This is a genomic window from Lactiplantibacillus plajomi (assembly GCF_005405405.1).
Taxonomy (GTDB): Bacteria; Bacillota; Bacilli; order Lactobacillales; family Lactobacillaceae; genus Lactiplantibacillus; species Lactiplantibacillus plajomi.
In genome coordinates this window covers 95,972-115,826 of sequence record NZ_BJDZ01000007.1, presented here as the reverse complement: position 1 = coordinate 115,826, position 19,855 = coordinate 95,972, and the positions used below count along the sequence as shown (strand labels likewise).

Here is a 19,855-nt window from a genome sequence, read left to right as displayed (position 1 = left end):
ACTAATTAACATTCGAAAAATTTACTCATTAAAACTATTCCATAATTAAATAGTTTTAATGAGTATAATTATAATAATATCATAACTGATTAGTCGTTTTAACAGGGAATTAATATTTGCATAACCCGGTAAGTCTTCAATATAAAAATACCAAGCGGCTGGTCAACCGTTTGGTATCTAATTACTATTTATCTCCAGTTAGCCGTTTCGATATCATCACCATTAGAACTAGTTGCTGAAACAATCCCCTTATTCTCAACGGTGAACGTTCCACCCATACTGCCACCCTTGAAACTCCAAGTAAATGTCCAAGCATCATTACCTTTCTCTTGACCGGTAATTTCAATACGGGACTTATTCTTATTATAAAAATCTAATGCGCCTAATTCCTGTTTAGCTTCATCAGCGTTTAAATAGGCTTTGGCCCCCGGTGAGTTAGGGTCATCAGTTGATGCTCCCGTATATGCTTTAATATTCGGATACTGCTTGGCAATAATTTTACCAGTATAGCCGACGTCGCTTCCAGCATCTTCGGACTGTTTTTCAGCTTTCAAAATAAAGCTGTCCGGCACCTTTTCCAGTTCACTCCAGACGTACTTACCTTGATCAGCTTTGAAGATATTCCGACGCATCTGTTCCGCCTGCTTATGGTCGGCCGCGCTCACCTTCGTATCCGCCGCGCTCGAACTTGTGGCTGAGCTGCTAGAACTGCTGGAATTATCGGTTTGATCCGCTTGTTTCAACAGTTTATTAACGTTAGCCTTCAACTTTTTCAAGTACGGTTGCTTGTCCCAATCAATAGCCTTGCATTGCTTAATGACGGCCTCATCGTACTGTCCATCCGTCACCTTCAGTTGGGTGGTCACGTCCTTGTCAAGTTGTTGGTATTCGTCTAAATCCGCCTTGGCAGTCTTTTTTAAGGCCGCTAACTTAGTCGTCAAACTCCGAGCCCCGTTGGTAATCTTACTACCGGTTGTGACCGTCGTGACCGCCTTTTCAACGTCCCCATCCTTGAGCTGAGACTGGGTATCAACGTAGGCTTGCGTTTGGTCGCGGTAGGCCTTGGCCTTACGATCCTTAGGCTTTTGCGTTAACGCATTGTCAAAGTAGGTGAGCGCTTTGTCGAATTTATTTTCCGCCACCGCGTCGAGCCCCTTATTGATTGAACGGGTATACCCCGAATCACTCGATTTAGACGTTGCGGCTTGCTTACCACAGGCACTCAGGCCGCCAACTAGTAAGCCTAGCAAGCCTAGAAAACTAAGTACTTTTACAAACTTTTTCATAACCCCTCACTCCTCCAATTTATTTATACAAAATAAATTATACATTTAAGTTAATGAAAGCGATATATTAGTTAAGCTAATCCGCCGTTAAGGTTAAATCGATGGTTTCACCATCGCCCGAAGCCCAGATCCAGTAGTCCCCCTGGGTATCACCCGATTGGATATCAAACGTGTACTTGCCCGGGAAAAAGCCGCTTTGGAGCTGTTGCTTGGAAACGCGCTGCTGCTTATCTTTCAATTTAACCGTAACTGAACCACCACTCCCCGTCAGGTCCGTGAGTTCGACTGGGGAACGGCGGGTCGTTAGGTAATAACTAGTGAAGACGCCTAGAACCTTCTTGCTTTCGAAGTTAAAGTGGTATTTAACTTCGGTCCCCGTCACCCGCTGACCATCCACGATAATTCGACCGACTTCACTCAGCGAATCACGCGAATGGTTGTGCATGTCCTTAACAACGCTCTGCGCGCCAACGTCACTAAACTTCAGCTTCTGTTCATCCTTAGAAAATTGTTTTAAAAATAAGTTACCGTCCTCTTTTTGAACGGCGGTGGTCAAGTTCTCGGCTAACTGGTCACGGGAAACGACCAGGCGCTTTTTAACGCCATAAATCCCACCTAAAATCACTAAAACTGCTAGAATCACAAGAACGGTACCGTTATTACGCTTACGTGGTGTCTGCGTCCCACCTAGTGGCAACTGTGGTGTCGACCGGTCGTCCGCATGATCGACCGTGTCGTCAGCCGCGTGCGCCGGCACCGACTCAATTTTCTGACCACAATGCGGGCAGAACTTCACCCCCGCTGGTAAGTTTGCGCCACAATTCGTACAATGCTTCATGCTAGTCATCCTTTCATTATTCGCCAAAAAAGTGATTACCACGATTAGTAATCACTCGTTTAGGCCGTTATTCAACGTTTTGTTGGCCACTCTCATTCGCCTGCGCGGAATGCGCCACGTGGTACCCGTTGGCGATTAGTTGATTTTTGAACCAGGTATCAAACATCAGCCCGTACCAAATACTACCGACTACGTTAAATATAAAACCAACCGTATTCCCCAAAATAATAACAACTAATAAATCGGCGACGTACAACGCCACCACCGGAATAATGGCCTTTTTAACAAAGCCCGCAGTCTTATACTTTTGGGTCGCCAGGACGTAGATCCAATTGAAGATCCACGCCAGCCAATTAAACGAACCCTTGACCTGCTTAGTCACCGTCCGTCCATCGACCGTCTTTACCAGCGTCATATCCTGAGTGACCCGTTGCTTAAAATCAAACCAATCTGAAATATCCATGTTCCGCCACGCCCCTTTTAACTCGTTTTAATCAGTCCCGTAAACTGGCACTAACCACCAATTTTCCGGTCCTGATATCGCTACCAATTATAAATAATTTGCTAGCCGTTCCACAGTCACGTTAAGCATGGCGAATGACGTGACGTTGTACCTTATAGTCTGCAAGTTGCGTCACCGCTAATTTAGGATTATATTGACAGTGTTTTCGCGATTTTAGTTAAGGGGGCAACCACAATGCAGACCAAAACTACCGCCGACGTCGGCGACTACATGAAAGTTTTCGCCTGTACGGCGGTCATCATGCAATCCGTGCTGGCGTTTGGGTTACAAACTAGCCCCAATCCGCGGGTCCAAACTGGAATCGGGATCACTTACAACTTAGTCAAGTACACCGCGCCAGCTTTCATCTTTGGCATTTTATTCACGACGGTGCGAACCCACGAACGGGCCCACCTTGGTGATTACCGTCAGTATTTAACCCAGCAGTTGCACAGTCTGTTCATCCCGACGTTTTGGTGGAGCTTGGTGTACCTGTTGGGCCTGCCAAGTCTTCAGCAGGTTAGTCACTACCACAACCTTGGTAGTTTCATTTGGCAGTTTATCAACGGCAACGCCGCTCCGCACCTGTGGTATAACACGATGATGTTGCAATTCATCTTACTAATGCCGTTTTTCTGGTGGCTGTCACGCTGGGCCGTACAGTCACCGCGACACCTGTGGGGTACCTTGATTCTAACAATCGTGGGCTACGGCGGTTGGCTGGCCTTCTACGATCAACAGGTCTTTAACGGTCCACACCACTGGTATTTATTGGACCGGCTGTTCGTCAGTTTTCTGATTTACGGCATTTTTGGTGCGTTGGCGTGGAAAAAGCGGCGCACGTTGGAGACTTTCCTTCAGCGCTATTGGCCACTGCTCGTCGGACTATTCGCGGTAACCTTCATCTGGACCAACCTTGAACTGCAAGCCTTTGGTCAACCAGTACGCTTAGCCAACGCTATTTATTACAAGCCGTCAACGACGCTGTACGCTTTAGCCGTGATTGGTTTAATCGCCACCCTCGCTTGGGCAAATATCCGGCATCACTCCCGTTGGTTACCGGTAATGCATGGCTTGGCGACCTACGCCTACCGGGCTTACTTAGCCAACGTTTTCTGGCTGCAACTACTCTGGCAAACTTTCGGCCACCGGCTCAGTCAAACACACCCGGTTTGGGCAATCGTCAGCTGCTACGGCTTAACCTGGTTGTTATCATTTGCATCGGCTTACGGGTTACACGTCGGCTGGTCCGCGCTTAAACGTTGGGCATAAAAAAGCAGGCTTGAAGTTTCCGCATCAACGGAAACCCCAAGCCTATTTTGATTTAATACATTTTAAGACCGAACACGGCCGTTTCTGATAACCACTGCTGCAACTCAGCGGCCTGACCACTCCGATAATAGTCCGCCAGTTTCTTACCGTATTCCGAGAGTCGCTTTTCTGGAACCCCAAAAATGCCGGTGCCTCCCTGAAGCATGAGCAAGTTAGCCGCAATCATGGCGGTCCGTTTATTGCCATCCGTAAATAACTGCGCCCGCGACAGCGCTAAATTCAGCGTAATCGCCTTGGTAGTCGTTGATTGCCGTGCCGTGATAATCGCGTTAATAGTCGCAATCGTGGCATCATTTGGCATTGGCAGGTCCCAAAAAGTATCACCGATTCTGACCCGAACGGCACTAGTCCGCACCTTTCCCGCCGTTGGGTCACCACCCAAAACGAGTTGATTGATCATCAAAACATCGTCGAAGGTCAACTGGGCACACTGCCGGGTCAATGCGTACTGAAACGCCCGTTTAAGGTTTAAAATCGTCCAAACGGCTACCGGACTCACCTGGTCAACCATGAAATCATTCATAATTGACGTCGTCTTCATTAAGCTAACTGGCAAATTTTCGAACTGTCCCGCTATAAAAACGAGCTGGTTCAGGTTCTTCTTAAACAGAAACTTTTCCTCAGCTGCGGTTAACTTGAACTGATCATTTATAGACGCGTTCACTTTTCATACCCCACAAATGCTCGACAATTGATGGCTCCTTCTTAATGGCCTCCAGAAGTCGGTTAGCCACCCGGCTCGGATGTGAACGGCCACTTTCCCAGTTTCTAACGGTCCGTAGTGAGACGTTCATCACCGTGGCCAGTCGCCACTGGGTTAGATTCAGCTCGCTACGCAGGGTCGTGATGTCGGCTGGCGAAAATTGCATCGGCGGGATAATTGTGACGTCGTGGACAACCACTTGCGAATAATCACCATCAAAGATGGCTCGCGACATTTGCTCAATCCCAATTTCTAAACTTGATTTTTCCTCTGCCATTCACTCGTTCCTCCAATTCAGTGCGGGTTAGGTCACCATATTTCGCTAATAGCGTAACCAAGCCAGTTAGTAAAGTCAATTGACTTGTTCATCAATCACGACACGGGTTGTTTTAAAATTTTTAATCCCTTAAAATTAATCATCAAATCAATTTATTTCAGTGAGGATGACCCGTGATGCGATTATGGACAATTCAACCGTATAGCGTTTACCAGCAACTCCGTCGTAACGGTTACTTCTTTTGTAATCCGCAGCAGTCAGAAAACCTTCAATCTTCAGACTTCGTTACCGCCTACGACTGGATGATCGTCAAAATGAAGGCCAAAATCGGTCAACCTCCTGAAGGGGTGACAACCCCACTCTGGGGCTGGTACCGCATTAATTATGAAAATCGGCACCCCGACTTTCGCCATCAGCGCGACTACGACGACGAAGTCTGCCTGGAGCTGGATATTCCAGCCAACCAAGTCCTTCTAAGTGACTTTGAAAGCTGGCACTTCGTTCTAAACGACTGGTACAAGTCGCCCGCCACTGATGATCAAACTTGGACGCAACTTGACCACTGGTTTGATGCCTTGCCACCATCCCAACAGCAACAAATAAAGCGCCAATCTTGGCAAAGCATCTTCGATATTACGCCCCGTACGGGTGACTGGACCAAAAACGGGGACACCGTTCAGGCCTGTTTCTGGTCAATCAATGCCAATCAAGTCCAAAAAATCTGGCGGCTACGTAAGGGCCAGCGAATGCAGATCCTGACCTAACCGCCGCGCCTAACTTTTTAATCGTCGTCCAGTTTTTTGTATAATTAAGCATAGGCAAACACCCACTTGAGGAGGTAGGCAGAATGGAAAAGAAACCAGTGAATCAGTTTCCCAATCAGGCCACTAATACTAATCAGCTCAACGGACAACGCTCCCCACGCGACATTCATGACCTCTTTAAAAACTGGCAAGACGACGGCATTCGCGATTCCGGATTGGACTGGGGCCAGCCGGTTGGTAACGAACTTAAGCGCTAAGCCGTACCAACTTAATTCCATTTTAATAACTACCGCTAAACACTGTTCCGGAACTGCAGTTACCGCGAACAGTACTTTTTGCCATGCCACTAGCGTAGTCAACACTTTAAATTAGGAGCTCCTTTTTATTTAATAAACATTCAATTAAAATATTATTAAAATTTGATTGACATCAAAATCACATTTTATTATCATATTATAATAATAAAGTCGTTACTTAGGCTAAATTCAAAGAAGTGGTGAATGCAATGGTCAAACGATACGATAGTAATAAAATGGAACAACTAATTTACAATATTTACAAAGGGTACGGCTTTACCGAAGAAGAAAGCAAAGAAGTCGCCCACATGCTGATCTACACCGACTTAATCGGCATCGAATCCCACGGGGTTCAGCGAATGATCATGTACGACGATTTCATTCGCAACGGCAAGATTCGTGTACATAATCAACCCGAAGTCGTGAAAGAAACCGACGTCAGTGCGGTCGTCGACGCCCACTTCGGTCTGGGACAATTAAACGGTATTTATAGTATGCGCCTCGCCATCGAAAAGGCGAAGCAGCACGGCATCGGCATGGTGACGACTCGTAATTCCGGTCACTACGGCATTGCGGGTTACTACGCTAACATGGCCGCCGAAGAAGGCTTAATTGGCCTGTCATCGTGCAATTCGCGGTCGGCAATGTTACCCACCCACGCCACCAAAGCGCTGGTCGGCACCAACCCAATCGCCTTTGCCATGCCAGCCAAACCGAACACGTTCATCTTTGACGCGGCGACAACCACCGTCCCCCAAGGTAAAATCGAAGTTTACCGTAAATTAGGAAAAGATTTACCCGCCCTGTGGGTCGCTAAGGACGGCGAAACGCCGGTTAACAGCCATAACGACACCAAGGACCTCGACGACCTCCGGGATTTAGATTCCAACGTTGGCTTGGCCCCACTCGGGGGTGTCACCGAAGATACCGGTAGCCATAAGGGGTTCGGCCTCGGCGTTATCGTCGAGGTTTTCACGGCGATTCTTTCCATGGGGAATACTTCCAACGAAATTACCCCGGACGACCGCTCCGTGGGCCCTTGCCAGAGCTTTACCGCCATCGACCCATCGATTTTCGGCGACAAGGATGCCATCACCGCGAAGTTCTCGGCTTACCTGCAAGCCATCCGCGACCTGCCATCGGTTCCCGGTAAACCAGTTATCGTCGCCGGCGACAAGGAAGCCGCCGCTTATGAGGACCGCTCTACTAACGGCATCGAGATCGATGACAAGACGCTCGCAGAAGTGGTCGGCATTGCGAAACGGCTGGGCATTGACTACGCGCAATACGTCGCTTAGCTCACTCTTAACATCCTAAAATAGAAACCGCCAACGCAGGCGATGAACCGGTGCGTTGGCGGTTTCTATTTATTTTTTAACTTTAGACGCCGTAATCAGTCGGTAGTTTGACGCGTTAATCGTTAATTCCACCTGGTCCTGGTGACTCAGCACGTAATAGTTTTTACCGTGCCGATTAATTTCGTCCGCACGTGCCAAAACGCCGCTCACCAAGGCTTTAACCCCCGCCTCATCCCGATTGAGGCCTAATTTCTTGTTGACCCGCGCAAAAACCAACGGGGTGTAGCCCACCTGCGCTTGAAGCGTGGCAAGCACCTGATCCTGGCTAGCCGTATTTTCCATTCCTAAACTCCCCTTTTAACTATAATATCAAATCTTTGGCCCTTTAATTTAGGTGAAAAACAGCCTTTCAAATACCTGCCAACCACCTTAAGCGCGCCGAGGTATTTTCCGTCCGAACAACCGTAACCGCAGTGCGACCATAAATGGAATCAGGGTTAATAACGCTGACAAACCAAATTTCCACAGAATGCCGTCCGTGGCTTGGTTAGTCAGCCATTGATGAAAGAACTGATAGAAATAATAAGGTGGTAACAGTGCCTGAACCTTCGCGATGATCCCGGTAAGCGTGCTTGTTGAAAACAACGAAAACGGCACGATCATCAGGGCAAATAGAAACATTAGCGGCGTTGATCCCACGTCAACCGTCATCGGACTAAAGCTCATTCCAAACCAAAAACCGATCACGCTGAAATATAGCCCCAACACTGATAGCCACAAAACGGCACACCAGTAATTTACGTTGATGGGCAAGGTCTTTAACGCCACACCCAGTAACGTAATGGCCAAAATGATCAGTAAGTGTAAGCAAACTTGAATAATCAATTGGCTAAACATGTAACGCCAGACGGAGTACCGCGATAACCGGGCTTGGGCGAGGTAAAACTGCCGGCCAGCCGAGATTCGCTTACTAAACGTGACGATTGAATTACCGATAATTCCCATTAAACTTGCGATTAAAAACGCAATAAACGGATCCATCATCCGGGGATTGACCACGCTCGGTAAAAGGTACCAAGTCGCTGGAAACACAATGGTGAAAAAGATAAACCGTTTGTTTCGCAGAACCTGCTTTAACTGAATCCACGTAATCATTTTGCAACTGCTCCTTCCAAGTTACCCTGCCGGTACCACTGTTCAATGGTTTGATTGTTGGCGTGAATCGTCTTCACCTGGGTATCACGCGCAATTTGCCCGTCTTTCAAAAGCACGACCCGCGAAAAGAACTTATCGATTTGATTAAAATCGTGGGTCACAACCAGGGTCGCCCCGTGCATTTGTTCCAGCAACCGCCAGAACAGGTCGATTGAATCCAAGTCCATGCCGACCGTCGGCTCATCTAAAATCAAAAGTTTGGACGGTCGTAGGACACTTAGTAACAGGGCTAATCGGCGCTTCTGACCTCCTGATAGTCGCGCAACGGCCGTATGTCGGCATTCATATAACCGAAACTGTTTGAGCAGCGCTTGCCACCGCTTAGCAATATCCACCCGCTTAATTGCGGCCGCCAAGCGAACCTGCTCGCCCACCGTTAAAGCTGGTATCAAAACGTTTTCTTGCGCCATCACATCCAAATCATCGCGTCGCGAAAACTGTGCCTGCACCGTACCGGCATCGGCCATTATTTCCCCGGAAATAATCTTAACTAACGTTGATTTCCCGGCACCGTTATTTCCCAGTAGTGCAATCCGATCATGTTGATGAATATCTAGGTTAACCCCCGCCAGGACCGGCCGTTCAAATTGTTTGCGAATCTGATGCAGTTTCAAAATAACTTCCTGCTGGTCAGCCGCCCCCAAAAGTAGCTGATCCAGTGTCACCCCAAAAATCTGTGTCAATAGGATAACTTTATCGAGACTGGGTTCTGATTGACCGCCCTCCCACTTAGAGAGCGCCTGCCGTGAGACGTAGAGCTTGCCAGCCAGTTCAGCCTGCGATAGGTGATGTTCGGTACGAAATTTTTGAAGCTGTTGTGGTAACGTATGATCCCCCATAAATAACCATCCCTTTCATTGGATGATTTAAAGATACAAACAATGTCTGAAAAACACAAGTCTTCCCAGGATACCGGTGGTTGCGAACCTTGCTACTTTTAGTTGCCCCCTAATTTTTCTCTTTTACACTGAATTTTTATAAAAAAATTGACCACCCGCTATTTGATTCGTGGTGGCCAATACTTAGGTTTTAATTTTATTCTGCACATTTTTTTATAAGTTACTTACGTTAGATTAATTATCGTAGTGCGCCCACGCGGCATAAATGATGACAACCTTCTAAACAACCCGGTGTTGTTCATTTATCCGCCGCGAAAATTTTCCAGCAACTGGCGGAACTAACTTTTCCAAGCCTTGATTCGGCTTAAAGGGATTTCCTTTAGTTGTCCTATTGTCTTTTTAAAAGACTCAATTAAATTCAAACGCTTTAATTTTTTAAATCCCCCTTGGCCTATTTTTTAATTTCCACGCGGTAGCTCATAACTGATCCCAATCAATATCATCAACATTCATCGCAGCCATATCGTCCTTTTCACGTTCCGCCACCTTAGCTAAAGTGCCAGTTTCCGACAAGTAAAGCGTTTCTTGAATAGCGTCCCAATCATCCTTAGGAACAATTACCGTATCCAGTGTTTCGTCCTTTTGCTGAATAACCACCGGTTTATGTTCTTCTGCGACTTGTTTTAAAAGGCCATAAAGTTTATTTCGTGCACTGGTTGGGGTATAGGATTTTTGCATTCATTATCGCCCCCTTCTGTAAGCCACATTGTACATACGCTTTTTTCGTACGTCAATTAAACGTTATTCACGAATATAATAACTTCGCCTAAAACGCTTAAGAATTACTCCTTCACCATTCTTTCTTGATCATTTTAAATCAAAAGTCATAAAACTTGATTGGCAAATCATAAGAAGACACAGGCAACCAAAACATTCGACACATTCTTAATTACGTTAAACAACAATAATTACACTTTAGTTATTACTAGATGGGGTCAAAAGCGACTGCCACCGCACATGTTAGCTTTTTGAAATCCTAGTTTAGTGCAGATCTGAATATTTTGTTTAAGAGACAGGAAAAATGGCCTTTTATAATAATCGTTTTTATCACTATTACATACAGCATGGTCAATCTGGTACACACCCATTTTAAGCACAAAATTAATAGTTCGTTGTAGTAACTATGCTAATAAAAAAGCATTGATCACCCGCGTGCTCACGGATAACCAGTGCCCAGAGTTTCCTTTGTCTTAAAACCATGCTTTCTCGTCGTTACTTTTTTCCCGAATACTAAATATCGAGCTAAAGATGCCAAAAAGCGAAGCACCAATCAAAATTGAATAACAAATATCGTCACCAGCAGTGACTAGTTGTCTTGGAAAGCCCACAATGGCAATATATAAAAAGAGCAAACCAAGCCAAAACCAGAATGATTTAAAAAATGAAACGGGATGTTTTAGATACATACAGTCACCTTCAATATGCCGTAATGCTAACCAAAACAATGTTTATCACTAATCCAAGTCTCTTCATCAACCGGCGGAGCATATCCTCGTATTTTGATACCCCAGATTTTAACTCTCTTTTTTAAAATTGGCGTACAGATTTCGTTTCATTTCAATGTCATATTTTTTTATTAACCAATCGATTAGCATTACTTTTAACTAGTGGTTTAAGATGCAGCAAAGCATAACGTTCTTTCAAAATTGCGTTGATTGTAAACTTTATAAAATTATCCAAAAAACACAACAACTAAAATCTAGTCGTTGTGCCTTTCTACAAATCATTATTTAAACCAACTACCTGATTAGTGTCCGTAACGCTAACTAACAACACCATCTCAAAACACGGCTAGTTAGTCTTCGCCCATAATTTCCTTCTTTTTTTGATCAAACTCTGCTTTAGTTAAAACGTCACTATCGCGTAATACTTTGAATTCTTTCAACACTTCACCTTGCTCATTCAAGGAGCCTACCAATACTCTCGCTCCACAATACTTTGATGTAATCTACAAACATTTTCCAAACACTACAATATCCGGACTACCTTCACATTCGTAGCGTTTTATCATAACCGAGTCACTCCACATTCAAGATATCCAAACACATCAATTGGGCAATAATTGAAGGCCTTAGCCGTCCATTCAATTAGCTATTCTACAACTATTGGAGTTCACTTTAATTTGATTCTTATTTTATATTACTTAAGTCAGCATCAGATATGGCTAGTTTTGCGACAACTAGCCGATATATACAGGCTCTTAAACTCGGATTTGTAATAATTCATTTTTCACACTGTTCCGACCCATTTGTCAAAGCATTTTATTTTTTATTTAAATTAGTCCGTACATACTTTTGCTTGGGACTTTTTGGCTTAGACGGAATTGTCATCCGAATCAACCCCATATCTAGCAGTGGTGTAATAATTTGAGTACGAAACGCATTGCTACTCGTCCGTTTTCCATTACTAACTAATTGAAATAACTCACGCGTTGACATTGGTTCATCTAGCTCACTTAACACTTTCTGCTGCTCTTCACTTAAATATGCATGTTCGATTTGGTTATTATCACTAGTAGTCTGATTGGATAAATTACTCAATCCCGAATTATTAATCGGTAAGCTAACAATAAAATGATCTTCATTATCAACCACCGGATTACCGCCAAGTAGAATTGGAGCCAATTCAAAAATCTTTCTTAATCCCGATCCAAGCTCTTCAACTAATCCGAGAATATGAAATACATGTGCAATATTCGGGTTTTTAGGGTATGGCCGAATTTCACCATGATGCAGTTTTCCTGGATGAACAGGTTTATTCGCGTTTTTAAAATTAATCTCATTTTTAGTGATTTGAACTCTTGAAACGAATGGATTTGAATATTCACGATGCACCAACATGTTAACAATTATTTCTCTAAAAAGAACATCTCTCAATTCGATCCGTTTATCTTTCCGTATATAAAAGGGATTACTAACATATTTTGCAAAAAAATTCATTATTTGAGAATAACTATCAATTAAATTGGTTGAGATTCGAAGACGATCATCATACCTTTCTGTATCGTTGATTCTTAAAAGAACATCGATTGCAAAATAAGGCAGCACACCATGGATAACTTCATCCTTACCAAATGTTAATATACCCGATAACGTAAATCCTTCCTCACCTGTCAAGTAATCTTTTCGATACATGGACAAACTTTTAAGAATTTCTAAGTCCGTCTCACCCATTAAATTGTGCTCACCGTTAATATTAGTACTAGATTTTCTTACTTTTTCAATTAATACATGTTGAAAATCTTCGATTTGAACATATGGATATATTTTATTCTCAGTATATTCAGACTGTTTTCTGGTATACATTTGCTGGACTAAGTTTGTATTATTAGTAATATCAACATCTGCATCGTTGTTACGATCATAAATAACTCGTTCATTCATACGATGAACCTGGGAACTATTTGGGACCAAAATATGTAATATTATCTTGCCGTTTACTTTGTATGGCTCTATATCGAGATATAATGGTGGCATTATTTTAACACCTGATTGAATTGCTGAGACAAATTCTTTCTTCATCTTTTCAATGCGATTCGCCGATATCCCTAATATATTCCCATTGTCATCAATTCCTAAATAGATATTACCACCATTACGATTTGAAAATGAACATACTGATTCATAAACATCTTTAGGGATTGCCCCTTCACCGTCTCTGCCTTGAGCACTCTTAAACTCAATGGAAATAGTTTCCTTACGTGCCACTATTTCCTCTAGTAAGTTCTTAGAAATATCTTTCATTACACAAATCTCCCTGTCTCTTCAGCCCAGTCTAATAATTAATTAACTGCACTTCATAACCACGCAAGGCTTCATATTATAAGCTTATCTAAACTTATCTCAGCTTATCTTTTTATACTTGTTTGTCTAATTCAATGCCACTAGACAATCCGTACGGGATTCACATTTCAAGCTTATCTAAACTTATCTCAGCTTATCTTTTTGCACCTATTTATCCAGAGTTAATTCCATTGTACAATCTGCGCAGACTTCAAGTTTTAAGCTTATATAGGCTTATCTTTTGTAGTCGTTTTATCATAACCACAACGTCATAAAACGACGATGATACAGATTAAATTTATTTCAAACTAAACATTATACGCTAGTATACCAGTTCTTGAACCAACATTCATAAAACTTGATGTGAAAAGGGTACGTTAAATATTTTATGTATACGCGTCTTGGCCTGGCCCCTCTAACCCGGCTATTCAAGCGCTGATTCAAGTGTATCTTGGTAATTAAGGAAACCATGGTATAACTTAGGCCGACAACACCATCGTCCAAAAATAACAAGACCTATTGAATGGCCCTACGCCTAAATAGCTCGAAGTTGCTCTTTTCAAACAGTTACTAATTCTTCGGGCGCAATCGTATAACTCAAAACTTTCTTATGACCGTCGAAAAAAATTCCAATCATGATATAGACGGCCTCGTTTTCGACCGTATCTCATCGAAAATAGCTGTAAATTGCGTCGATATATACGACAGCATATTTGTCAGCTAAGTACTGTTGGTAAAACTAATTAACTTGTTTGACCACGTTTTGCGTGGTATTCAACACAGTGGCGGCGTGTAATAGATATCCCATATATTTCCCCATCAGTCTCGTAATTTCCTGGGTTGTACTTTCGCGTCGATAAAACTGAATGACCAAACTAGCTATTCGTCGTTGATACAAGTCGATAGTTTTTGGCCTGGTCGTTGGGCCAAGAAAGGTCATCAATTCGTTTTAAGCAACATCTTCTTTTTTCGCTTGTGTTGCCATAATTTCTTTGCTAGCCCATTCATATGGAAACGTTCCGTTTGTGACTATGGCGTGCTCTAGTTACAACGAAACCGCCTCTGTCCTGCTGTCCCAAAGAATCAATGCTAACACAAGCTATTTAATACTCCCCACCCAGAATGTATAATCGTTATAGATGTATAATCGTTATAGATGTAAAAAGTTAGCTTAGTTAATACCATTCAACCAACAAAAAGGTGTCTTATGATAAATTGGAAAAAATATTTTCATCCTCAAATTCTGCAGCGAGGAAAATTGTATTATCAACATCATTGGGTTAAAAGTTTTGTTAAGACTCAAAACGGTTTGAAGGCCACAGTCATCGGTAACCGTTCTTATCACGTCTCAGTTAACCAAATCAAACGGGGTCATCCCCAAATGAATTGTGACTGTCCCTACTTCAAAGCCGGGCATAACTGTAAACATCTGGCCGCAGTTTTCTATCAGTATGATCTAGGCAACATCACCACCCCACTACCCACTTACACAGCGAGGTCCATCGCGATTCCGCAGCACGTTCATAGCATTCCTGGACAAATCATTATCGACTTTTTTGATCAAGTCATCGCTGGTGATAGCCAAGCCTACAACCAGTTTGAGCACTTATTTTTTTATAAAAAGCTCAAAAACAATCTTAAATCATTCGCAATCAATCGGCGTTCTTTTTGGCGAACATTTGACCGGACGGATTCAGCGTTATTTGCTCAAATTGCGGCAAAATTTATGCTGATTATTAATCGTCATTTGGAATCAATTAAGTCTAGTCACCAACTCACAACGGCCTTTGATTTAACAACCGAATTTTATTTAAGTCTATTACGCCAACACATTGATAACACTTCCTCTGAAGTTATGGATACAGTTTCCAATTATTCGACCGGATGGCTATCAATCTACGAAAATGCGGACGACCACCTGCGAGCCCACTTGTTTAATTGGCTGTGCGACTACGCCGCTAAGTTACCTTGGACCGTCATGGCACCGCTACAGGACCTACTTTTCGAATATCATATATATGAACATCCCAGCGAGTTACAAATGAAACTTATTGTCATTGATAACCGGCTGGCACAATTACAACAAATTAATCATGATTCTCCGATGATGCTCCAAATATGGCAAGTTGAATGGGTTCGCTATCGCGTTGATACCATTAGCATCCTTAAGCTACCCCTTTCAGACATCAAACCATTTTGCGAAACGAACCAGGACGACCCCGTAGTCATGAATTATTTTCTAAATGTCTGTCGATCACAAAACAATCGTACCTCAGCACTAAACTATATTAATTTAGGCATTCAAACCGCACCCAATCATAATAATCCGGTAGATATTAGCTATGCAGAATGGTTATTGAAACGCTTCGATGATTTCTGGGGCGGAAAATTAATGCTCGAATAAGTGTCACGACACACTTAAAAGCTCAGCTAGTTGTCTCTGAAAACAATCTTACCATCGATCAACTTACGAGCGATTTGATTCTCCCACCAGCACATGGTAGAAGTTACAATAATCACCTTTAGATTTCCATTCCAAAACAAACTACTACTTTGTTTTTTGCTTTACGTCACTGAACCTGTTATAAAATGGAGAAAATGATATGACCGTCATAAGGAGGGCTTTCCTTGCAAGAAGAAAACGATATACTGCTCCGACAAGTCAAAGCGTTCGCACAGGGGTTAGGTGCCATACTCTCAAAAGGAAAAGGGGGCACCAGCCAGGAAATTATTTTTCCACCAAAAGAATCCCAAAAATTGCCGTATCAAGAACAGCTCGAACAATACATTAAAACGGCCAACTACGTGCTGGTACCCAATACTTGTTCAGTAAAAGGTTTGCATTGGAAGAAGTTAAATTCGTTGCGTTAGGAACTTGGTATTTTGAACGTTTAAACAACCTAACTGATCAGCAGTTAACTCAATACGACTATCCACGCGTAAAAATTGGCGAAGACCTCAAAAAAATGCAACTGAAATGAGCGTAGTCGCTATGGACTATCTTCAAGTACATTACCTTCTTAAATAATTCTTCATCGAAGTAAACCGTCCCTCAGCCGTACAACTTAGTTCGTTCTAGTTCAACCTCTGCGTAGTCGAAGGTAAATATGTGCATCAGTTCCCACTGTAACAACTCATTAGCATTCACACTTTACTACTGGACTATAAACCATAACCCTCACACTTAAAAATAGAGACATCCCTAGGCTGAATGCCATCACGACGTCTCTTCAAAGCAACAATAGATATTTATAAGCAAAAAAATCTGCTTAATTTTGCATAGGTCTGATTACGACTAGGTATCTTTGGTAAAAGCTTTCTTCAAAACTGTCAACGCGTCTAAAGCCTCGGGAAGCCAACGTCCGGAATACGTTGAATACAAGTATCAACATCTTTTTACAAAATTGTGGTTAAAACCATGGTGGCAAAATCAGTCAAGTCACTTGAATCAATCCGGCCTGACGCCGGCTTACCATTGTATGTTTGAAGGGCAGCATCGATTAATGGCCGCCACCGCAAAGCTAGGTGGTCTAATCCCCATCGACCGCCCCCATTTTTTGACAGAATCAGTCCCGATCGTTGGTAAGCTAAGACCCGGCATAAATTCAGCGTCACGTACACTGGATCGACCGTTATCTCGGCCTGTGCATCCGCAATATCAAAAACTAAAGCCTGCCAGTAAACGGCGGGTGGAATTGGACTAAATACTGCCGCAATGGCCGGCCCGGTTAAGACTTGACCATAGTGATTCAAAATTGTTAAGTGGGCTGCAAGGTCTGGATCAGTCCCATGCATCGTTTGAATATACTGGTCTGGTGCTTGCAAGTAATTTTGATAATGATATTTAGAAAAATGGAAGTCAAAGGGAATTAGTGCTTCAAACGGTCGCAACGCTGCTTGAACCAGAACGTGAAATTCCAACCCTTTTTTGGGAGCTAGTGGCCATAGTTTTTGCAGCGTAACGCTCATTAACTCCCGTTTATTTGTAGCAGTCAAAGCGTGATGAACTACGACAACGTAATCTAGATCACTGACGTCCTCATTATAAGAACCGAGTACGTATGAACCGTGTAAATAGATTCCGACCAAGTTGGAACCTAATACCTGTGTATAACTAGTTACTAAAGCTGTTAAAAGCTGCTGCGTTCGTTGCATGTAACCGTCTCCTTCCATTTTGTTAATCATGTTAAATTTCTTCTTAACAACAGAATACCATTAAACTAAAATGAGAATATAATTAAATTAGCATAAACTCAATTTTCAATTACGTAGGACTGACCATGCGCACTATTTTAATTTTTCCAACCATCCCACCAACCGTCTCCGCTACAATTTATCAGATTCGGCAGCAGTATGATCCGTTGGCACCTCATATTCGGCCCCATCTTTCACTGGTATTTCCGTTTGAGAGCAGCCTATCGGATGCTCAGTTAACGCGCTTAATTCGAGCAATGGTCGCTAAATTGAGTCCGTTTGAGTTAACTCTGGATCACCTTGGTACTGACCACCACGGATATTTTTGGTTGCGAGTGACGACGGGAAATCTTCTTTTAACACAGTTACACGACCAGTTGTACGCGGATGCAAACTTAGCTCCGTTTTTGCGGTCTGACTTGCCCTATCACCCACATTTAACATTGGGGCACGTCGCGCCAACGGCAGTCCCCGCAATTTTGGCACGCTTAGCCCCACTCCCATTAAAATTTACTACGACGGTCACAACGATTTCAGCAGAACACATTCTAGCTAATGGGGATTCCGACGAGGTGATCCGAGTGATCTTGACGCAGTAGTAACCTTAGGCTTAATCATCGCTAGCGGCCTTAGGACAAGTAATTTCGTTTTAAAAATCAGCATTAGCACCGTCATACCAGTAATGGACGTTTTATTCTGGTCGCTTTACATGGCACCCATGTCTCTAACCAGGCAACCCGAATTAGCTCGTACTCTTGCTGAGATTGTTATCTTCGGCGGTACAGTCTCCCTGCTTCTTCTGTCTTTCGGTCCCAAAATTAGCTTCACGTACCTCGCTATCGCTACTATTAACACGATTCTCGACCACGTCCTTGTTTAAACAGTAATTCGCCCCCCTGTCCCACCGCCCCATCCTATGCAAAAAGACACGCCCAATGGACGTGCCTTTAATTTACAAAGCAATCGTGTTCAGTGCCACCATATCTTCCCTTTGATGATCGCCGGGAAGAACCCTCAAGTAGTACCGTTGCGTTATGGAAGGGTTGCTGTGACCGAGTAATCGTGAAACATACGTTACATCAAGTTCAGGTCGCGCCACAAGTAATGATGCCACCGTATGGCGCAAAGAATGGGGACTATAAATTGGGATAATTCCAAGCTCTCTTTGTAAATGATGGAACGCAGAATTAATCGAGCTAGCCTTAGGGAGTCCCATCTCATCCTCAGCGAAAACAAACTCGGTAGTAGGATGGTTCTCATGCCACAGACCTAAAAGACGTGTCACACTTTTGACCAGTGGAATTGTTCGGATTGCGCTGACCGTTTTAGTCGTCTTAATTTTACGTGCTGCCGAATCAAAGCTCCGTTGGATTTTTAGCTGATGCCGTTCAAAGTCAATATCGCACCACTTCAACCCAATTATTTCGCCCACTCGTGCACCCGTTGCACTGATTACCGCCAAAATTAGCTGACTGGCCTCGCTTGCGCTATAGGTGTGGTTGAATAAATAGGTCCGAAGTTTTAGATAGTCTTCCGCTGACAAGTATTTATTAGCGTCTGACCGGGTACGGGCGTTATTTCGCATTTGCTAAACATGCCTTCACCTGGATACAATGTTTTCGGCAAGTTTCTTTTGAATAATTGTGTCCCAATTGGTTGAAAACGCTTTGCAACAAGGTTCGGTTCAATTGAGATAATTTCACTTTTGGAATCAGCTTTTGAAGATGCTGAAACGTTAACTTGTAAGTCCCCTTTGTCGCAGCAGAGACAATGGGCGCTTTGAAAAGCTGATACCAAGAGTTAAAGTAGTCAATAAAATAACAGTTACGGGCTGATTGCATATTACCACCATACATTTGTTCTTGCTCAAGTAACCAAGCTTCCCCGGCTCGTTTACTGACAGTAATGTGACTATGCCGAATTCTAGTCGGGTCACTTCCACAAGTGTAGTAGGCACGATAGCGGCCTACCTGAAGCTTTTTTATCGTTCCCGCCATCATTCATCACTCCATCCTTCGCTCGGAGCCTCTTTGTACCAGAATTTGGCCTTATCATCCAAATATCTAAACAAATCGCACTGACGTAGCCGTACTTGACTTGAACGACCTACCAGAACTCGAGGTAACCCCGGATCCAACAACCATAAGTCTACCGTCTCACGAGCAACACCTAATAACTTTGCGGCCCCCGGAATAGACATCAATTTATTTTGTTTTGTTGAATCCATGTTGAGAGTTCGGCAAAGGCTAAGATACCGGTCCACGTATGGTCGGAGCTCGTTCAGCTCCGTTAAAGTATTACTATTATGGCTGCTCATCTATTACTCCCTCCTTTCGCAAATCATAACCTGACAAGCCGTTAATATGCCCATGCATATTAACGATCGGAGCTGGTTGTCCCCATAATGATTGGAATGCTTCTCGTAGTTTTTTAGAAAAAACATTCGAATTAGTTGTCCCTCTATCCGCA

Annotated in this window: 22 protein-coding genes and 1 pseudogene; 9 read left to right on the top strand and 14 right to left on the bottom strand. The window is 43.4% G+C overall.

Annotated elements, in window-relative coordinates; all coding sequences use genetic code 11:
- Window positions 1–188: 188 nt before the first annotated feature.
- The 3 genes from FFM82_RS04400 to FFM82_RS04390 form a co-directional block, all read right to left on the bottom strand.
- Entirely contained in the window at window positions 189–1,286 is a 1,098-nt protein-coding gene (locus FFM82_RS04400) for a hypothetical protein (RefSeq protein ID WP_137644650.1), read from the bottom strand.
- Window positions 1,287–1,362: 76 nt separating this feature from the next.
- Window positions 1,363–2,124 carry a zinc-ribbon domain-containing protein gene (locus tag FFM82_RS04395; RefSeq protein WP_170178209.1) on the bottom strand — a complete coding sequence of 254 codons (762 nt, stop codon included), beginning with the start codon at window positions 2,122–2,124 and terminating at the stop codon, window positions 1,363–1,365.
- A 67-nt stretch (window positions 2,125–2,191) separates the two neighbouring features.
- On the bottom strand, window positions 2,192–2,587 hold the full coding sequence (locus FFM82_RS04390; protein ID WP_137644648.1) for a hypothetical protein: 396 nt from the start codon (window positions 2,585–2,587) through the stop codon (window positions 2,192–2,194).
- 234 nt (window positions 2,588–2,821) lie between these two features.
- Here FFM82_RS04390 and FFM82_RS04385 point away from each other — a divergent pair, with 234 nt between their 5' ends.
- Window positions 2,822–3,898 (top strand): acyltransferase, encoded by a 1,077-nt coding sequence (locus FFM82_RS04385; RefSeq protein ID WP_137644647.1) that lies wholly within the window; start codon window positions 2,822–2,824, stop codon window positions 3,896–3,898.
- Between the two features lie 52 nt (window positions 3,899–3,950).
- Here the strand turns inward: FFM82_RS04385 and FFM82_RS04380 are convergent, their stop codons facing one another.
- Both FFM82_RS04380 and FFM82_RS04375 read right to left on the bottom strand, forming a co-directional pair.
- Window positions 3,951–4,622, bottom strand: a complete 672-nt coding sequence (locus tag FFM82_RS04380; RefSeq protein WP_137644646.1) for a Fic family protein — start codon at window positions 4,620–4,622, stop codon at window positions 3,951–3,953.
- Window positions 4,603–4,938, bottom strand: a complete 336-nt coding sequence (locus FFM82_RS04375; RefSeq protein ID WP_137644645.1) for a helix-turn-helix domain-containing protein — start codon at window positions 4,936–4,938, stop codon at window positions 4,603–4,605. Before FFM82_RS04375 ends, FFM82_RS04380 begins: the two co-directional genes overlap by 20 nt.
- A gap of 176 nt (window positions 4,939–5,114) precedes the next feature.
- Between FFM82_RS04375 and FFM82_RS04370 the strand changes: the two genes are divergently transcribed.
- The 3 genes from FFM82_RS04370 to FFM82_RS04360 all read left to right on the top strand — a co-directional run bounded on the left by FFM82_RS04370 (window position 5,115) and on the right by FFM82_RS04360 (window position 7,296).
- Entirely contained in the window at window positions 5,115–5,702 is a 588-nt protein-coding gene (locus FFM82_RS04370; RefSeq protein WP_137644644.1) for a DUF3841 domain-containing protein, read from the top strand.
- An 83-nt stretch (window positions 5,703–5,785) separates the two neighbouring features.
- Entirely contained in the window at window positions 5,786–5,959 is a 174-nt protein-coding gene (locus FFM82_RS13720; protein WP_225425614.1) for a hypothetical protein, read from the top strand.
- Window positions 5,960–6,207: 248 nt separating this feature from the next.
- The gene (locus FFM82_RS04360) at window positions 6,208–7,296 is read left to right on the top strand and encodes an Ldh family oxidoreductase (RefSeq protein WP_137644643.1); all 1,089 of its coding nucleotides are present in this window, start codon (window positions 6,208–6,210) and stop codon (window positions 7,294–7,296) included.
- 69 nt (window positions 7,297–7,365) lie between these two features.
- Here FFM82_RS04360 and FFM82_RS04355 read toward each other — a convergent pair whose 3' ends face one another.
- The 6 genes from FFM82_RS04355 to FFM82_RS04320 form a co-directional block, all read right to left on the bottom strand.
- On the bottom strand, window positions 7,366–7,638 hold the full coding sequence (locus tag FFM82_RS04355; RefSeq protein ID WP_137644642.1) for a DUF3781 domain-containing protein: 273 nt from the start codon (window positions 7,636–7,638) through the stop codon (window positions 7,366–7,368).
- Between the two features lie 87 nt (window positions 7,639–7,725).
- Window positions 7,726–8,451, bottom strand: coding sequence for an ABC transporter (locus FFM82_RS04350; protein ID WP_137644641.1), 726 nt, complete (start codon window positions 8,449–8,451; stop codon window positions 7,726–7,728).
- Complete coding sequence (locus FFM82_RS04345) at window positions 8,448–9,350, bottom strand: XRE family transcriptional regulator (protein WP_137644640.1); 903 nt, start codon at window positions 9,348–9,350, stop codon at window positions 8,448–8,450. Before FFM82_RS04345 ends, FFM82_RS04350 begins: the two co-directional genes overlap by 4 nt.
- A 477-nt stretch (window positions 9,351–9,827) precedes the next feature.
- The gene (locus FFM82_RS04335) at window positions 9,828–10,088 is read right to left on the bottom strand and encodes a type II toxin-antitoxin system Phd/YefM family antitoxin (protein ID WP_137644639.1); all 261 of its coding nucleotides are present in this window, start codon (window positions 10,086–10,088) and stop codon (window positions 9,828–9,830) included.
- Window positions 10,089–10,600: 512 nt separating this feature from the next.
- A complete protein-coding gene (locus FFM82_RS13715) occupies window positions 10,601–10,816 on the bottom strand; it encodes a hypothetical protein (protein ID WP_137644638.1) in 216 nt (71 codons plus the stop codon).
- A gap of 855 nt (window positions 10,817–11,671) precedes the next feature.
- A complete protein-coding gene (locus FFM82_RS04320) occupies window positions 11,672–13,153 on the bottom strand; it encodes an RNA/DNA-binding domain-containing protein (protein WP_137644637.1) in 1,482 nt (493 codons plus the stop codon).
- 1,246 nt (window positions 13,154–14,399) lie between these two features.
- On the opposite strand from FFM82_RS04320, the gene FFM82_RS04310 reads away from it, so the two are divergent.
- The 3 genes from FFM82_RS04310 (at window position 14,400) to FFM82_RS13940 (ending at window position 16,173) form a co-directional block, all read left to right on the top strand.
- Window positions 14,400–15,596, top strand: a complete 1,197-nt coding sequence (locus tag FFM82_RS04310) for an SWIM zinc finger family protein (RefSeq protein ID WP_137644636.1) — start codon at window positions 14,400–14,402, stop codon at window positions 15,594–15,596.
- A gap of 224 nt (window positions 15,597–15,820) precedes the next feature.
- Window positions 15,821–16,063 (top strand): hypothetical protein, encoded by a 243-nt coding sequence (locus FFM82_RS04305; RefSeq protein ID WP_137644635.1) that lies wholly within the window; start codon window positions 15,821–15,823, stop codon window positions 16,061–16,063.
- Window positions 16,015–16,173 carry a DUF6483 family protein gene (locus FFM82_RS13940; RefSeq protein WP_371852236.1) on the top strand — a complete coding sequence of 53 codons (159 nt, stop codon included), beginning with the start codon at window positions 16,015–16,017 and terminating at the stop codon, window positions 16,171–16,173. Before FFM82_RS04305 ends, FFM82_RS13940 begins: the two co-directional genes overlap by 49 nt.
- Before the next feature lie 415 nt (window positions 16,174–16,588).
- Here the strand turns inward: FFM82_RS13940 and FFM82_RS04300 are convergent, their stop codons facing one another.
- Window positions 16,589–17,347 carry an aminoglycoside adenylyltransferase domain-containing protein gene (locus FFM82_RS04300; RefSeq protein WP_137644634.1) on the bottom strand — a complete coding sequence of 253 codons (759 nt, stop codon included), beginning with the start codon at window positions 17,345–17,347 and terminating at the stop codon, window positions 16,589–16,591.
- Between the two features lie 125 nt (window positions 17,348–17,472).
- Here FFM82_RS04300 and FFM82_RS04295 point away from each other — a divergent pair, with 125 nt between their 5' ends.
- Both FFM82_RS04295 and FFM82_RS13935 read left to right on the top strand, forming a co-directional pair.
- Window positions 17,473–17,985: a 2'-5' RNA ligase family protein gene (locus FFM82_RS04295; RefSeq protein ID WP_137644633.1), complete on the top strand. Its 513-nt coding sequence runs from the start codon at window positions 17,473–17,475 to the stop codon at window positions 17,983–17,985.
- Window positions 17,986–17,996: 11 nt separating this feature from the next.
- Window positions 17,997–18,266 (top strand): annotated as a pseudogene (locus tag FFM82_RS13935) (YrdB family protein); the annotation flags it as partial.
- A gap of 72 nt (window positions 18,267–18,338) precedes the next feature.
- Here FFM82_RS13935 and FFM82_RS04285 read toward each other — a convergent pair.
- Entirely contained in the window at window positions 18,339–18,971 is a 633-nt protein-coding gene (locus FFM82_RS04285) for a site-specific integrase (protein ID WP_137644632.1), read from the bottom strand.
- Window positions 18,961–19,386 carry a phage integrase SAM-like domain-containing protein gene (locus tag FFM82_RS04280; RefSeq protein WP_137644631.1) on the bottom strand — a complete coding sequence of 142 codons (426 nt, stop codon included), beginning with the start codon at window positions 19,384–19,386 and terminating at the stop codon, window positions 18,961–18,963. The genes FFM82_RS04285 and FFM82_RS04280 overlap by 11 nt, the downstream gene beginning before the upstream one ends.
- Window positions 19,387–19,855 lie beyond the last annotated feature (469 nt).

Coding starts and splice junctions, on each gene's coding strand:
- FFM82_RS04310 (WP_137644636.1), top strand. CDS start 14,400: ATGATAAATTGGAAAAAATATTTTCATCCTCAAATTCTGCAGCGAGGA.
- FFM82_RS04350 (WP_137644641.1), bottom strand. CDS start 8,451: ATGATTACGTGGATTCAGTTAAAGCAGGTTCTGCGAAACAAACGGTTT.
- FFM82_RS04280 (WP_137644631.1), bottom strand. CDS start 19,386: ATGATGGCGGGAACGATAAAAAAGCTTCAGGTAGGCCGCTATCGTGCC.
- FFM82_RS04355 (WP_137644642.1), bottom strand. CDS start 7,638: ATGGAAAATACGGCTAGCCAGGATCAGGTGCTTGCCACGCTTCAAGCG.
- FFM82_RS04370 (WP_137644644.1), top strand. CDS start 5,115: ATGCGATTATGGACAATTCAACCGTATAGCGTTTACCAGCAACTCCGT.
- FFM82_RS04400 (WP_137644650.1), bottom strand. CDS start 1,286: ATGAAAAAGTTTGTAAAAGTACTTAGTTTTCTAGGCTTGCTAGGCTTA.
- FFM82_RS04335 (WP_137644639.1), bottom strand. CDS start 10,088: ATGCAAAAATCCTATACCCCAACCAGTGCACGAAATAAACTTTATGGC.
- FFM82_RS04295 (WP_137644633.1), top strand. CDS start 17,473: ATGCGCACTATTTTAATTTTTCCAACCATCCCACCAACCGTCTCCGCT.
- FFM82_RS13720 (WP_225425614.1), top strand. CDS start 5,786: ATGGAAAAGAAACCAGTGAATCAGTTTCCCAATCAGGCCACTAATACT.
- FFM82_RS04395 (WP_170178209.1), bottom strand. CDS start 2,124: ATGAAGCATTGTACGAATTGTGGCGCAAACTTACCAGCGGGGGTGAAG.
- FFM82_RS04390 (WP_137644648.1), bottom strand. CDS start 2,587: ATGGATATTTCAGATTGGTTTGATTTTAAGCAACGGGTCACTCAGGAT.
- FFM82_RS04345 (WP_137644640.1), bottom strand. CDS start 9,350: ATGGGGGATCATACGTTACCACAACAGCTTCAAAAATTTCGTACCGAA.
- FFM82_RS04285 (WP_137644632.1), bottom strand. CDS start 18,971: ATGCGAAATAACGCCCGTACCCGGTCAGACGCTAATAAATACTTGTCA.
- FFM82_RS04320 (WP_137644637.1), bottom strand. CDS start 13,153: ATGAAAGATATTTCTAAGAACTTACTAGAGGAAATAGTGGCACGTAAG.
- FFM82_RS04300 (WP_137644634.1), bottom strand. CDS start 17,347: ATGCAACGAACGCAGCAGCTTTTAACAGCTTTAGTAACTAGTTATACA.
- FFM82_RS04385 (WP_137644647.1), top strand. CDS start 2,822: ATGCAGACCAAAACTACCGCCGACGTCGGCGACTACATGAAAGTTTTC.
- FFM82_RS04375 (WP_137644645.1), bottom strand. CDS start 4,938: ATGGCAGAGGAAAAATCAAGTTTAGAAATTGGGATTGAGCAAATGTCG.
- FFM82_RS04360 (WP_137644643.1), top strand. CDS start 6,208: ATGGTCAAACGATACGATAGTAATAAAATGGAACAACTAATTTACAAT.
- FFM82_RS13715 (WP_137644638.1), bottom strand. CDS start 10,816: ATGTATCTAAAACATCCCGTTTCATTTTTTAAATCATTCTGGTTTTGG.